Source organism: Streptomyces sp. ID05-26A (assembly GCF_033794685.1).
Classification (GTDB): Bacteria; Actinomycetota; Actinomycetes; order Mycobacteriales; family Pseudonocardiaceae; genus Lentzea.
Map to the genome: position 1 here is coordinate 461069 of NZ_JARAYZ010000005.1, position 12832 is coordinate 473900.

Consider the following 12832-nt stretch of genomic DNA (forward strand, 5'->3'; position numbering starts at 1 on the left):
CTAGATGCTGATCTTCGACTTGAACTCCAGCAAATTTCCATCAGGTGAGTGACCCCGGAGGGTTACGTCAAATATGCTCTTTCCTCCACCCATTACGGCGAACGCGTGCAGAGTGATGCGATCTCCAGGGCGCATCTCGTCAATGGGGAGTTCTTCGCTATAAACCGAGAAGCTGGAGGCCTCCTCTGGCACAGCTACGTCTACGCCGGTAAGAGTCACTGTTCCGTCGTTGGCAAGAACAAAGTCGTAGCTACCCCTGTTCCGCTTATGCAGCGCAGCGGTAAGTCGTGCAACTTCCTTGCGTGAGGGTGGAGACTGCAGCCTTTTCCCTCGTGGAATCCGTCCTTCTGCAAGTGAGGACTTGATGGCTTGGCGTAGCCGCCATTGCAAAGTATCGCTACTGTTCTCCGAGGTCTTGCCGCCATAGATAACTGTCCGCAGATGTCGGATGTTAAACGGAAGATTCTCGGCGTTGTCCGCGATAAGAATCGGCGTGTGATCGCGCCATGCATACCCTAGCTCGAAATATACATTCGCGTTCATCCCGGTGCAGACGACAAATACAACATCTGCCGCATCGATGTCGGCAAGGATTTGCTCAAGAACGGCTCCGGACGTGAATACGTCGTCGCCACGCTTCGCCTTAACGCCCTCGCTAACGCTTGCAGCAACGATCGCATGGCGAAGCCAATCAAGTTCCTCGCGGAACGGCATAATGATGAAGCCGAACTTCTCAAGATCCTCTGACACTCACGCCCCCTCTTGATCTTAAAGTTTCGACTGAACCCTACACCGGGTTAGTGCAAACGCTCGCAGGTGACGCCGCCATCCCTGCTTAAGTAAGCCTAACTTGGTGCGCTGGGATGGAATTACTTAGTTTCCGTAACAAAATTGTTGAATGGTCTGAACCAAATTTGGTATGCAACCTTGGTCTTTGGCAAGGTAGCTCTGGATCTGTCCTGCGGTTTCGGTCGAAAACTACCCGCCGAACGTCACGCTAGACACGTCAGTCAGGTGTTGTCACCGGAGGCTTAGCCGCGCGCTTGATGTTTACAGCGCCGAGTGAAAGCCGACCGTGTCATGGAGTAATCATCGCCGAAGTGCCACGGGAGGTGTGCCAGGCTGTCGGTTGAATCGTGACCTTGGCAGTCGGGACCGCGGCACTAGGAGAGTTGCGACGTCTGATGCGCAGCTGGAACCTTCTTTGGTCGGAGGCTCGGCATTGCACGGGTTGAGGTCGGCTGCCTTTAGCTGCCGTAGCCGGTATGGTCTGGGTCACACGTCCAACGAGGGAAGGGCAATGATGTCTGACTCGCAAGATCTCGGCGTTGAGCGGACCCTCGTCCTGCTGAAGCCGGATGCGGTTGCCCGAGGCCTAGCCGGCCGGATTATCGCGCGCTTTGAGGACGCTGCTCTAAAGATCGTAGGTGTCAAGATGAAGCTGCTGGACGCCGAGTTTACTCGCAAGCACTACTTCGACCTTGAAGAACGTGCGGGATCAGATATCTATAATGCCACAGCTCAGTTTATGCAAAGCGGTCCCGTCATGGCTTTCGTGCTTGAAGGTGTCGACGCGGTCGCGAAGGTGCGGAAGATCATCGGTAGTACCTTTCCGGATCAGGCGCCTCCTGGAACGGTGCGCGGTGACTTCGCCCATCAGACGAAATCCTCGTCCGAGGTGAGTGGCAAGGCTGTAATGAACCTCGTACATGCTTCCGGAAACTCGGAAGAAGCGAAGTATGAGGTCGAGCTTTGGTTTGGCGCTGCTGAGCAGTTCGAGTACGAAACGCTTGCAGAGAAGTTTGCTTTCTGACTGGAGGAACTCAATGAGTGGCACGGACCGCCACGTGTCGCTACAGGAATTGGTGTTGGCTTTCGGTCGCGAAGCTGGCGAGGATCAGCGTGTGGCTGCTGAAACCGCTTATGCGATCGCGTTCATTTATCGCAGTCGGGATATTGACGGGCGTCGAAGGTTTGATTTAGCAAAGGTCTGGGCGCTGCGATGCATCGAGCTCCTGGATTCTCAACCGTCGATTGCGATTAACGACGTTGCGAGTACGCGCATGCAGGTCGGCGAGATTCCGATACCGGGCCTATTTCATTCTGGGATTGTGCGTCACCGTTTGGCGGACGTTCTGGTATGAACTTGCCGGATTTTCGCGTGGCGACGACGGTGGAACTTCTGTGATCAAGAGACCCTGAGTCCCGAGAAAGTTGAATCGAGTTCCGTGACAGAATTTCGTGGGCTGAGTGGAGACCTTTACGAAATTGGCGCGCCTATTTATCAAGGTCGCTTCGTGACGGTCTATAAGGCCACAAAGAACGGGACCGATCCGGTTGCCGTTAAGGAATTGCGAAACAGCAAGGCGGGTGATGCTTCGGCAGAGTACTATTACGAGGGTCGCTTGCTGGAGCGTGAGTGGGAGGTCAGCCAGTCGCTTCGCTCTTTGCCGCACGAGCATCTTTTGCTTGTTGACGATCGGTTCTCTATTTCCGATGCCGAGTACTATGTGATGCCGCTGGCGGAAAAGGATCTGGCAGCATTGATGGGGCGAGTCTCCGATGAGCAGGTCCTTGAGATCGTGCGCCAGATAGCGGCAGGCTTGCAGGAGCTTAGTGTAGCGAGTGTGTTGCATCGAGATATTAAACCATCGAATGTTCTTTACTTTGGTGGCGCGTGGCGCCTTGCTGACTTTGGTGTTTCGAAGATTGAAGGCAACTCTGGGACCGCCACGTGGACGGGGACCGGAACGCTGGACTACTGGGCCCCTGAGCTCTTTTCTGGAAATAGCGAGAATGTACTTACTGATATGTACTCGCTCGGTTGCCTTGTCTACGCGCTGAGAATGGGTCAGCCGCCATTCTTGGGTTCGAGCAATCTTCGGCGCGACCACGAGACTGTCGTCCCAGTGATTGATGCTGCAGTTGGGCCGGTACTGGGAAGGTTGATTAATCGCCTTCTGGCGAAGGATCCTCAGGCTCGACCGTCAAGCCCTGAGGATGTGCTTCGCCTGTGCGGCAGGGTCGAGTCTGCCCTGCAGGAAAGGTTTCTACAAGTTGAGCTTGCGTACTCAAAAATGGACGCGTTGGAAGACGCTAATCGGGCGAGGCAGCAAAGGACGGAGAAGCTCTATCAGGATGCCGCTGCGCGCCTTGAGTACGTAGTAGAGACCGCGTATGCCCAGTTGCAAGAAATGTCCATCGACGTCATTTTCTCCAAAGAGCAGAGAACCTCGACCTGGTTCCTCAGGCTAAAGCGCCATCAGCTAAATGTTGTTCTCTCTGCTAATCAAGAGTGGGATCACGAGTATGATCTAGTGTGCTTTGCGAGCATAGTTCTGCTTCAAGAAGGGGCTTCTAGCTCGGGTCGAGTTAAGGCAAACCTGGTATGCGAAGAAACAGAAAATGGTCTGCGTTGGTCCATTATCCGCTTTAGGCAAGAATCTTCGCAAGAAATGTTTGGAATCGCGACGGATAGCGACTTTCTTCGAGCTTACCCGTTTGGCTGGCCTTCAAACAGCATCGTGCTTGCGTTGCGCGCCGCGCTTACCTCCGAGTCGCTGCTTGAGCTGTTCTCTGCTGTAGTGCTCCAGGAGTTGGATGTAGAGGATCCTCCTGTGCGCCCGCCTGCTCGCCGTGATGCGGCGGAGATGTTCGCGATGTTTGACCCGGAACTTTCGCTAAGTACGGGCGCATTAGACTACGAAACTAAAATTGGTGTGGTTATCTCAGGTTTTGGTATGGGCGATCTCGACCGCAACGAGCCGTCCGGGGCCTTGGATTACGTTGTTAGGGCGCAGAATGGTGGGTTGGCCGCCGTTGAGGTGAAGCATAAGAAGCGGGGTCAGCTGGTTCGAAAGGACCTAGTCAAAGCGGTCGCCGCTGCCGATCGAATGAATCTTCATAAGGTGGTCGTAGTTACAAATGCGCCGCTTTCGGAAGAGGTGCGGGAAATAAACGGTGTCGGTTTCCTTGATGGTGTTGAAGTTGAGGCTGTCACTTGGGAGAACGACGACGATACCGGGCTTCTTCAGCGCGTGATTGCGCGATCCTTTCGATAGTGGTAGTCCTCTGTGTTGTGAAGAGGGTTTCGGTGTCTTTGTGGCGTCGAAACCCTCTCCATCTTTAAGTCAACTCTTTAGTTCTGCGTCAAGATGATCCTGTACCGGCCCAAAAAATGGATACGGGACATAGGTGGTCAGCTTGTTGTGCGTGACCCACGCGAATGAGTCAAGCTCCTCTTCGTCGACTACTCCAGCCTCGCCTTCCGGTGAAGAAAAGGCGATGTAGATCATTGTGCGGCCAGTGTTGGGATGTACGCGTTCTCCAAGGATATTGCCGTTGGAGACCGTGATCCCCGTTTCCTCGTTGGCCTCGCGGGCGGCGGCGTTTTCGGGTGACTCGCCGGCTTCAACTTCGCCTGCAGGGAATTGCCAGGAAAGGCTACCTTCCTTGACTCGACGCCTAACGAGCAGCACGGCTCCATCCTGAATTACCACAGCGGCAGCAATAGGGGGTCGCGTGCCGTCAGGTGCCTGTTCATTCACTGTTTCGTACCTCCAGGGCATCCAATATCGGAGGAAAGACGGTCTCTGCGGGGATGAACCGGGTGAGTCGGTCGCTTGGAGTCCAAATCACGCTGACGTTCTCTACGACATCCACGTTCTGCGCCTCTCCGTGTAGGTACTCGCAGAGAAGATACTCACAGTACACCTGAGTGATTGGATGCAACCGGCTACCGAGGTGCCGTGTCACGCGGCAATGAACGCCTGTTTCGGAGAGCGTTTCGCGGATCGCTGTGGTTTCGGCTGAAGCGCGTGGCTTGATCATTCCGGCAGGGAACTGCCACGACGTCGATCCGTGGTCTTCTCTGCGCTGGACCATCAGCACATTTCCGTCATCTACGACGATCGCGATCGCGACTCTTAGGACATGGCCGCTGCTCGACTTCGTGGGCGGGTGCGCGGTTGGCTGCTGAGGCTCAAGCTCTACCGCGAACCGCGCTCGCTCGGAGGCTGACGCGCGTTCAAGCACGCGGTCTAGGAGCTGCTGGGTCTCGTGGCGCGGCCGGCTGTCGGGCTCTGCGTGCCACTTCGCGACTGCGCGTGGGGAGAGACCGAGTGTGGCGGCGAAGGTCTCGTTGGACTCGCGTAGTGCGCGCTGGAGCGCGGTCGCTGTGCGGCCGGTCCAGTCGTGCACGCGATCCACGGTCTACACCGCCGCTCGCTGGCGAAGTGCAGTGGAGTTGCATGGAACTTGCAGTGGTTTTGCACTGGACGTGCATGGTTTGTGCGCGGATTTCATCGTTGACTCATTGGCATGAGAAACAGCCATTCGAATCCATCACCGCCCGAGTTGTTTGCGGTCGATACCGAGGTTCCCGGCGAGGTTCTTGACGTTCTTGTCTATCTCGCGGACTTGGTCGGCAAGAGCGTCGATTCCGCCGAGAGCCGCCGTGATTTCGCGCAACTGATGCTCGATCACGGCCAGTCGGCCGAGGACGTCATCGTCACGTGCGACCGGCTCGCCTACCTGCGGCGGGATGCGGCCACCGAGTACTGCGCCCAGGTGGTTGGGGTGCCAGTCGAGCGCCACGGAGAGGGCTTCGAGCGTTCGGTCGCTGCGCCGACGCTGAACGGTGTTGTTCTGGAGTTCTCCAACGATTGCCTTCGACACTTGCGAGCGCTCCGTGAGTTCTCGCTGATTCATGCCGAGTTCGGTCATGCGCTGGTTGATCGCTCTTGCGACCGCGCCCCAATCGTCCGCCACGTATTCCTCCGCGCTCCGCCTCGCTGCTGAGCGTAGCGCGGAGGCAATTCCGCGGCCTTCGTAACGAGGGGTGTGGCCGCGGTTTTGGCTCCCTTTGCACCTGGATGGGATGAAATCATCCCGATCTTTTGGTCGAAACTATCCAGCTTTGCGTTCGAAAGGGAACCAATCCAATGAACGAGAAGACCGAGAACGCTCGTCCGGCGTTCTACACAGTCCGAGAGGCCGCCCGGATTCTGCGGGTTGCGCCTTCCACCCTCTATCGAGTGATCAGGGAGGGCGACTTCCCGGCCGTGCAGTTGCGTACTCGCTACGTCGTGCCCGCCGTCGCACTTGAGCGGCTGCTGGACGAGGCGACGGCAACGGGTGGCCTGGTTGACCCCGCGCGGATTGCCGCTGAGCGGCGTGCGGCTCGTGAGTTCGAGAAGAAGTCCGGGGGTGCGTGGTGAACCCGGAGAACTACTACGAGGTGGTGGCGGCGGAGCTCGACCGCTACGCGAAGGTGCCGGACGAGGTCCTGTTGGAGATCGTGACGCGGGACGGTGCGTGCATGTGGTTGTGGGCCAACGAGGACGGCCCGGAGTGGGAGATGGAGAAGATCAGCGACCGCGAGGCCGCCGCGCGGTTGTGCGCGGACTGTCCGGTCCGGGGCGTGTGCTTGGAACTGGAGTTGCGCACGGCCGGTGAGGCCACCGTGGGTGTGTGGGGTGGTCTGTCGCAGGACGACCGCCGTGAGGTGTTCCGCATGTGGCGTGCTCGCCGTGAAGGTGGTGAGTCGTCATGACGATCAACCTGACTCCGACGCAGATCCTCACTGTGGTGGGTGTGGTCGTGGTGCTGCTGTGGGTCTGGCGGGCGAGTGCCCGGCGGGCGAAGGCGGCGGCAGGCGCGGCGCGTGCCGGTGCTCGGTTGCTCTCGCTGACCGGACGGGTGCTGCTGATGGCCGGGGCGATCGTGGGTGTGCAGTGGGTGGTGATCACGCACCCCGGCGACACGACGCTGTTGCTCGTGGTACTGGGCCTGCCCGCGTTGTTCGCGGCGTACACGCTGACGAAGGCGCTGACGATCACCGCGCAGGAAGGTCCGCGTGGCCGGGGTGAGCGGCGATGAGGACGCTGGAGAGGGTTCGGGAAGGGGTGGCCGCCTTCGGGCGGCCACCCGCCGCACCGGCAGCCGAGAGGCTCGCCGCCGACGCGGCGGAGGCTGCGGAGCTGCGGGCGTATGCGACGCATCCGGACGTGATCGCGCTTCGGGTCGAGCGGGTGCGCGCTCAGGTCGATCGGTTGTGCTGGTCGGGGATCGTGCTCGGTCTCGGGTTCACCATGACCAATGTGCAGTCGTTCGCGGCGGCGGGAACGCCGGCGTGGTCGCTGCCGTGGCTGGCGGCATGGCTGCTCGACCCGACCGTGTCGCTGGTGCTGCTGGCGATCCTGCGGGCCGAACAGGTGACCGCGCGATACCGGGTGCGCACGGGTTCGTGGACGCGGCGGGCGAAGTGGTTCACGCTCGCCGCCACCTACGTCATGAACACCTGGCACTCGTGGGCAGCCGGTTCGGTGTCCGGGGTGGTGCTGCACTCGGTACCGCCGCTCGTGGTGTTCGTCGCGGCGGAGGCGGTCACGGATCTACGGGACAAGCTCACCGAGGCCGTCGCGGCGGCGTTCACGGAGGCGTCTACGCGGAACACCACGGTCACTGCGGACTCACCGGGCACGGCAGTTCATGAGTCTATGAAGCCCAAGCCACGCAACAAGAAGCGGACTTCGGCCCGAGTCTCGTTCGCGGACTATCTTTCTGTCGCGCGTGACTCTTGGTCCCCTGGTGTCGACGTGAGTCCAGCTTGGGTCCGTGGTGTCACTGGTTGCTCACGTGGGCTGTCGTCTCGGCTGTCGGCCGCGTTGAAGGCCGAAGTGGACGGTGGTTCCGATGAGTGATCACGGTCAGGAACTCGTCGGGGCCGATCGTGACTTGCCGGTGCGGGCGGTGTTCGCAGGTGAGTTCGTGAACGAGTCGGCCACTGCGCCACGACCCTCGTTGCTTCGGCGGTTCGTGAACGCGTGGTTGCGTTCACCGCGCGTGCCGCTGTGGGCGAAGGATCGCGTTCACGCGGTGCAGGCCGCAAAGGATCTGACCGTGGCCTTGCTGCGTTCACCGTTCCGGTTCACCGGCGCGGTGGTGCGCGGCCTGGTGGTCGCGGCGCGGTGGTGGCGCTCGTGGGTGACGGTGCGGGACTACCGGGAGGCTGCTGAGGAGTCGGAGAAGCTTGCCGACAAGTTCACCGACATTCGTGCGCTGACTCTGTTCCGTTGGAAGGTCACCGGGGCTGTCTCGGCCGTGGTGCCGATCGTGGGCATGGTGGGGTGGTTGCTCTACGGGCCGCGTGCGCTGTGGATCGCCGGGGCCGTCGTGGCCGTGGCGCTAGCGGTGCTGGGTCGCCGTCGCGATGGCAGTCCAGGCCGGCGGGCGGTGCTCGCAGGACCGCGCACGCTGACGTGGACGATGGACCCGCAGGTTCTCGTGGACGCCTTTCGCGACGCGAAGCTGATCGGCAAGGACGAGACGCTGCGCTTGGTTCACCGGGCAACGCGGCAGGGTGAAGGGTGGGCGGTCACGGTCGACCTGCCCGCCACGCGCAAGGCCGTGGACGTGGTGAAGAACCGGGACGCGCTGGCGTCCGCGCTCGCCGTGGACGAGATTCAGCTCAACGTGGAGCGCGTTCGTGGCAACGGCGGTCATGCCGGTCGGGTGGCGCTGTGGGTGGCCGACGAGGACCCGTACGCCGGTCCACCGGTTCGTACGCCGCTGCTGGCGGTCGAGCGATGGGACGCGTGGCGGCCGGTGCCGTTCGGAACGGACGCACGGGGTCGCCGGATCGACCTGCCGTTGGTGTGGACATCGGTTCTCATCGGTGCGATTCCTAGGCAGGGAAAGACAATGGCCGAACGACTGGCCGCCGCGGGCTTGATCTTGGACCCCCACGTGCGGCTGTACGTCGCCGACTTCAAGAACGGGAAGGACTGGAAGGCGGCGGAGCAGGTTGCTCACCGGTTCATGGCGGGAGATGACACCGAGTACGTCCTGACGTTCGTGGATTGGCTCGTGGAGTTGGTTGCCGATGTCCAGGCTCGCTATCGCCGGATGCAGGACCTGGACGACGTCACGTGCCCGGAGTCGAAGGTCACCCCGGCCATGTCCCGCGACGTTGCGTTGGGGATGCCGATCACTGCCTTGGTCGTGGACGAGGTCCAGATTCCGTTGGAAGACAGGACACCTGTGGAGGTCCAAGGGAAGAAACTCACAGCGGGGGAGTACTGCGGCGAACTGCTGATGTGGCTTGCCAAGAAGGCTCCTGCTGCTGGCGTCATCCTGGTGTTGGCCACGCAGCGCCCGGACGGCAAGACGATTCCGTCTGGGCTGCGGGCGGTACTCGGGTCGCGGTTCGCACTGCGGGTCATGGACTGGCGGGACAGCAACATCATCCTCGGGGAGCAGATGAACACCCGAGGCTACGACTCCAGCCGACTGCTGCCCTCCCACAAGGGCGTTGGCATCCTGCGGTCGGACGGCGAGACTCAAGCCGGGGCCGACGTGCTGGCGCTGACCGTGCGGACGTTCTACATGCCCAACGAGGACTGGCGCGAGATCTGTACGCAAGGCCGTGTTCTTCGTGAACAGGAGGGAACACTCACCGGCCACGCCGCCGGACATGAGACGCCGCCAGCGCTCGACCACGCGGCCGTCGCGAAGGCCATTGGCAGCGCCCCGGCTAAGGCTGAGCGACTTGACGACGCAGAGCTGCCGGAGCCGTTGGCATCTCTTGTGGAGTACCTAGCTGACGAGCTGGGCGGGAACGGTCGCGGGTTCGTGCCCACTGCTGAACTCGTTGCAGCGCTGGACGTCGAACCCGCTGCGTTCGCGGGAGAGATGGTTGGCCACGGGTGCCGACCCACACGTGATCGAGTGGTCGATGGTGATCGTGTGCGGCAGGTGCGCGGCTACCTCATTGCCGACATCCGAACTGCCATAGAACGCGCACGCGAAGCCGACGCGGTCGAGGGAGAGCTGATCACCGATGACGAGGGCTGACCCGTCACAACCGGACCGCATGGCCGTCACGCCGTCACATGCGTTGTGACAGGGTGAAAACCATGTCCTACCAGCACAGATCGTCCGCTGTGACGGGTCGACGGTGTGACGGCCAGCCCGTCACAAACCCTGGAAACCACTGTGTGCCGCGTCGTTCTGAGAGACGGCGCGGCACACGTGTCACAGCCCGATCAGCGTTCGATGCGCTCGTGCAGGTGAAGGATCAACTCCTTGGACTCAACCTCGTCCAGGCTGTTCTCGTTGAGAGAGCGGATGACCTCTTCATAGCCCGAGACCGTGTCCTTGGCTTCGGCGATGATGCTGGAGTTCTCCGTCTCGACCCACACCAACGGTTCGTGCGCAGTGAAGGTCAGCCGCGTGAACGGTCCTGCCATGCCGGCGTGTGCGCCAAGTGACGCGGGTAGGACCCGAACCACGATTCGCGGCCGGTTCGCCATGAACAGGATGTGAAGCAGTTGCGCGGCATAGACCTCAGGTCCACCGACCCGAAGGTGAAGAGCCAACTCGTGGACGTAGAACGTGCACTTCACGCCGCGCTGTAGCAACTGCTGGGTCACGAGTCGTTCTCGGACCCGTTGAGACAGTTCGACTGCTGGCGCGGTGGAAGACGCTCGTACTGCCTCGCGCATGTAGTCGTTTGTCTGCAAGAGCAGCGGCACCGTGTGCGTCTGCCAGTCGACCAACGTCTCGGCTGAAGCGAGGTTCTCGTTGAAGGTCCGATGGCGGATAGGTGCACACGTGCCGTGCTGTTGCCACCAGTTCCGCATGTGAGTCCCAGGATGCAACGACAGCAGATGCATGGTCTCGTCAGCGGCGATCCGGCAGGCACCGAGCAGCACAGCAGCTTCAAGTTGAGTGATCGCAACCTTGCCGTTGATCACGTTCGAGAGCTTGCCCTCGTCCCAGTCCATGATTTCAGCAGCGGCACGTGAGGTCAGACCGGCTTGGTTGAGCGCTGCTCGCACGCCCGCACCGAACTCGCGGCCACGCGCGGTGGAGACCCTTTTGGGCATATCTGGTTCCTTGGGAGGCTTGTGGCGGTACTGGGTTCAGGTTCGCGGCTTATCGGAAATGAGGCTTAAATGAGATCCAGAACCTTTGCTGGGCAACGGTTCCTGGAGCCTCAACCGTGCTCGGCTGAGCCAACGCGAAGACTCCTCTTTGGAGCGAGCAACGTCGTCAAGCGCGGCAAGGGCGCGCTCGTAAGGCGCACGTTCGATCGAGGGCTCAAGCCAGGTGTCTCCGCCATGCAGCGTGCGGAGAAGCACGACATCATCGAACCGTTCTTCGAGGAACCGCATCACCGTGAACGATGCTCCGGTGCCGAAGCACGGCGGTGTCTCGCTGTCGATGATCGAGAGCTTGAACCCAGGCTGTTGGTTCAACTCCTCCAGATGTCCGAGTTGTTCGGACATCACGCGCGTACCGAGGCTGACGTTGAGCACTGGTTCCGCGACTATCAGGCGGACGCGCAGCCGTTCGAGATCACTTCGCCGCGCGGCTTCCTTCGCGGTCAATGCTGAGCGCCTCAGCGCTCTCTGTCGCACAGTGAGATCGAGATCGTCCACGTCCTCGTAGGCCTCTTGCAAGGCGTGGTCGTAGGCATCGACGCGCACGATGTCGGGCAGGACATCGGCCGCCACGATTACGACCTCGCTCGCTTCTTCCAGGACCTCGTCTGACGTCCACTTCAGCTGTGCGGACGCGTGACCGTTGAGGCGGTCCCATGTCTGAGGGTCGAGAGCCCGTTGAGCCACGCGAGCGCAGAGGTCAATCTCCTCGTCGGACACGCCGCAAGCAGTGCCGATCTTCAAGACCTCGGAAGGAGACGGGTGCATGACCGCTGTGCTGAGTTGCGACAGCTTCGCGCCCGAACAGTTGACCTTGTCTCCCAACTCCGACAGGGACAAGTCGCTGTTCGTTCGCCAGCGCCGCAAGGTCCGGCTCAGCGCCCGGACGTCCAGACTCGCCCTCCCTGCGATCAGCTTCTGTGCCATGTGTCATCAGCCTGTTCTTAAACTCGTGAACCGTGTTGTGGACAGACGTTGCGGTGAGGTCCGCACCAGCTTCAATCGGGCTGGTGGTCCTGGTCCGGCCGCATCGGAAGATCGAGGATTGAGCCGGTGCGTGGGTCCATGCCGAACTGGTGAAACACGGTCATGCGGTAGGCGACGAACCCGTACCTGACGAGCACTGACAGAGCTTCGTCGGGTGAAAGGTTCGCGTACCGCTGGACGCGCGACAGCATGTCGTCGATCGGTGGTGCGAGTCGGAAGTGACGCTCAACGATCACAGGATCTCCTTGACCGGAGCGAGAGGAAGCGGTGTGCGGAACAGACAGCCGACGCACGGCATCCCGTCCGGTGCGCTCAGCAGTTCTGCTGTGCCGGGCTGGATCACGAGGCCGCAGTAAGCCACTAGGGAAGGCGGCACCGTGTCGTCTGGAGGCGTGGGAACGAGGTGGCAAGTTCGCTGCGTCTCGCCGACTACGCCACGACGGAGACGGACGAGAAGGACCGGGAGATTCACCTCGGGCACGACGTCACCTCTGAACGGTAGAGCCGGTGCTTGCCGACGTGCTCTGTTGGTTGGACTCGGGAGAGTTCGCAGGTGGCTTCCGTGCGCGCAGTCGGCACAGTGGGTGGATCGCCCTCGTCCGGCTCTTCGTTGTCTTGGAGGTCTTCCAAGACGGCTTGAATTTCCTCATTTGCCCACGTGGCATCCTGTGCTGCCTCACGAGCTAGTCGCACATACCTACGGCCGAGCACAGCCACGTATGCGAGTGGCAGTGCGAGCCAGAGCACGAAGAGTGCGATTCCGCCGGCGTCCTTGGCCAGTTCGCTCCACACCGTCAACCACCCGCCTCTGTCCGCGTGAACGAGGCACTCGAATGACCCGATTGGATCGGGTCTGTGCCAGACTGAAATCAAGCCTGACGTTGACCCAGGTGGTTGAA

15 protein-coding genes are annotated in these 12832 nt (G+C 60.9%); 8 read left to right on the forward strand and 7 right to left on the reverse strand.

Annotated features, from left to right (window positions below; all coding sequences use genetic code 11):
* Nucleotides 1-750: a hypothetical protein gene (locus tag PV646_RS36840; RefSeq protein ID WP_500346930.1), complete on the reverse strand. Its 750-nt coding sequence runs from the start codon at nucleotides 748-750 to the stop codon at nucleotides 1-3.
* A gap of 553 nt (nucleotides 751-1303) precedes the next feature.
* On the opposite strand from PV646_RS36840, the gene PV646_RS36845 reads away from it, so the two are divergent.
* From PV646_RS36845 to PV646_RS36855, 3 genes are all read left to right on the forward strand, one after another.
* On the forward strand, nucleotides 1304-1813 hold the full coding sequence (locus PV646_RS36845) for a nucleoside-diphosphate kinase (protein ID WP_500347074.1): 510 nt from the start codon (nucleotides 1304-1306) through the stop codon (nucleotides 1811-1813).
* Between the two features lie 13 nt (nucleotides 1814-1826).
* Nucleotides 1827-2144, forward strand: coding sequence for a hypothetical protein (locus tag PV646_RS36850; RefSeq protein WP_500346931.1), 318 nt, complete (start codon nucleotides 1827-1829; stop codon nucleotides 2142-2144).
* Between the two features lie 84 nt (nucleotides 2145-2228).
* Nucleotides 2229-4061 carry a serine/threonine-protein kinase gene (locus tag PV646_RS36855; protein ID WP_500346932.1) on the forward strand — a complete coding sequence of 611 codons (1833 nt, stop codon included), beginning with the start codon at nucleotides 2229-2231 and terminating at the stop codon, nucleotides 4059-4061.
* A gap of 69 nt (nucleotides 4062-4130) precedes the next feature.
* Here PV646_RS36855 and PV646_RS36860 read toward each other — a convergent pair whose 3' ends face one another.
* The 3 genes from PV646_RS36860 to PV646_RS36870 all read right to left on the reverse strand — a co-directional run bounded on the left by PV646_RS36860 (nucleotide 4131) and on the right by PV646_RS36870 (nucleotide 5769).
* The gene (locus tag PV646_RS36860; protein WP_500346933.1) at nucleotides 4131-4568 is read right to left on the reverse strand and encodes an NUDIX hydrolase; all 438 of its coding nucleotides are present in this window, start codon (nucleotides 4566-4568) and stop codon (nucleotides 4131-4133) included.
* Complete coding sequence (locus PV646_RS36865; protein ID WP_500346934.1) at nucleotides 4540-5199, reverse strand: NUDIX hydrolase; 660 nt, start codon at nucleotides 5197-5199, stop codon at nucleotides 4540-4542. The genes PV646_RS36860 and PV646_RS36865 overlap by 29 nt, the downstream gene beginning before the upstream one ends.
* A 144-nt stretch (nucleotides 5200-5343) precedes the next feature.
* The gene (locus PV646_RS36870; protein ID WP_500346935.1) at nucleotides 5344-5769 is read right to left on the reverse strand and encodes a helix-turn-helix domain-containing protein; all 426 of its coding nucleotides are present in this window, start codon (nucleotides 5767-5769) and stop codon (nucleotides 5344-5346) included.
* 173 nt (nucleotides 5770-5942) lie between these two features.
* Between PV646_RS36870 and PV646_RS36875 the strand changes: the two genes are divergently transcribed.
* Genes PV646_RS36875 through PV646_RS36895 form a run of 5 tightly spaced genes read left to right on the forward strand, consistent with a single transcriptional unit; the run spans nucleotide 5943 to nucleotide 9855 of the window.
* Complete coding sequence (locus PV646_RS36875) at nucleotides 5943-6218, forward strand: helix-turn-helix domain-containing protein (protein ID WP_500346936.1); 276 nt, start codon at nucleotides 5943-5945, stop codon at nucleotides 6216-6218.
* Nucleotides 6212-6553, forward strand: a complete 342-nt coding sequence (locus PV646_RS36880) for a WhiB family transcriptional regulator (RefSeq protein ID WP_500346937.1) — start codon at nucleotides 6212-6214, stop codon at nucleotides 6551-6553. The genes PV646_RS36875 and PV646_RS36880 overlap by 7 nt, the downstream gene beginning before the upstream one ends.
* Nucleotides 6550-6879 carry a hypothetical protein gene (locus PV646_RS36885; RefSeq protein ID WP_500346938.1) on the forward strand — a complete coding sequence of 110 codons (330 nt, stop codon included), beginning with the start codon at nucleotides 6550-6552 and terminating at the stop codon, nucleotides 6877-6879. Before PV646_RS36880 ends, PV646_RS36885 begins: the two co-directional genes overlap by 4 nt.
* Nucleotides 6876-7703: a hypothetical protein gene (locus PV646_RS36890; protein WP_500346939.1), complete on the forward strand. Its 828-nt coding sequence runs from the start codon at nucleotides 6876-6878 to the stop codon at nucleotides 7701-7703. The genes PV646_RS36885 and PV646_RS36890 overlap by 4 nt, the downstream gene beginning before the upstream one ends.
* Complete coding sequence (locus tag PV646_RS36895) at nucleotides 7696-9855, forward strand: FtsK/SpoIIIE domain-containing protein (RefSeq protein ID WP_500346940.1); 2160 nt, start codon at nucleotides 7696-7698, stop codon at nucleotides 9853-9855. Before PV646_RS36890 ends, PV646_RS36895 begins: the two co-directional genes overlap by 8 nt.
* A gap of 191 nt (nucleotides 9856-10046) precedes the next feature.
* Here PV646_RS36895 and PV646_RS36900 read toward each other — a convergent pair whose 3' ends face one another.
* The 3 genes from PV646_RS36900 to PV646_RS36910 form a co-directional block, all read right to left on the reverse strand.
* The gene (locus tag PV646_RS36900; protein ID WP_500346941.1) at nucleotides 10047-10889 is read right to left on the reverse strand and encodes a DUF5753 domain-containing protein; all 843 of its coding nucleotides are present in this window, start codon (nucleotides 10887-10889) and stop codon (nucleotides 10047-10049) included.
* Nucleotides 10890-10925: 36 nt separating this feature from the next.
* Nucleotides 10926-11873 (reverse strand): Scr1 family TA system antitoxin-like transcriptional regulator, encoded by a 948-nt coding sequence (locus tag PV646_RS36905; RefSeq protein WP_500346942.1) that lies wholly within the window; start codon nucleotides 11871-11873, stop codon nucleotides 10926-10928.
* A 71-nt stretch (nucleotides 11874-11944) separates the two neighbouring features.
* On the reverse strand, nucleotides 11945-12169 hold the full coding sequence (locus PV646_RS36910; protein WP_500346943.1) for a hypothetical protein: 225 nt from the start codon (nucleotides 12167-12169) through the stop codon (nucleotides 11945-11947).
* Nucleotides 12170-12832: the final 663 nt, after the last annotated feature.

What these genes read in the sequence shown, in the direction of transcription:
- PV646_RS36890 (WP_500346939.1), top strand. Translation starts at nt 6,876, where the DNA reads ATGAGGACGCTGGAGAGGGTTCGGGAAGGGGTGGCCGCCTTCGGGCGG.
- PV646_RS36895 (WP_500346940.1), top strand. Translation starts at nt 7,696, where the DNA reads ATGAGTGATCACGGTCAGGAACTCGTCGGGGCCGATCGTGACTTGCCG.
- PV646_RS36845 (WP_500347074.1), top strand. Translation starts at nt 1,304, where the DNA reads ATGTCTGACTCGCAAGATCTCGGCGTTGAGCGGACCCTCGTCCTGCTG.
- PV646_RS36875 (WP_500346936.1), top strand. Translation starts at nt 5,943, where the DNA reads ATGAACGAGAAGACCGAGAACGCTCGTCCGGCGTTCTACACAGTCCGA.
- PV646_RS36850 (WP_500346931.1), top strand. Translation starts at nt 1,827, where the DNA reads ATGAGTGGCACGGACCGCCACGTGTCGCTACAGGAATTGGTGTTGGCT.
- PV646_RS36885 (WP_500346938.1), top strand. Translation starts at nt 6,550, where the DNA reads ATGACGATCAACCTGACTCCGACGCAGATCCTCACTGTGGTGGGTGTG.
- PV646_RS36905 (WP_500346942.1), bottom strand. Translation starts at nt 11,873, where the DNA reads ATGGCACAGAAGCTGATCGCAGGGAGGGCGAGTCTGGACGTCCGGGCG.
- PV646_RS36860 (WP_500346933.1), bottom strand. Translation starts at nt 4,568, where the DNA reads ATGCCCTGGAGGTACGAAACAGTGAATGAACAGGCACCTGACGGCACG.
- PV646_RS36900 (WP_500346941.1), bottom strand. Translation starts at nt 10,889, where the DNA reads ATGCCCAAAAGGGTCTCCACCGCGCGTGGCCGCGAGTTCGGTGCGGGC.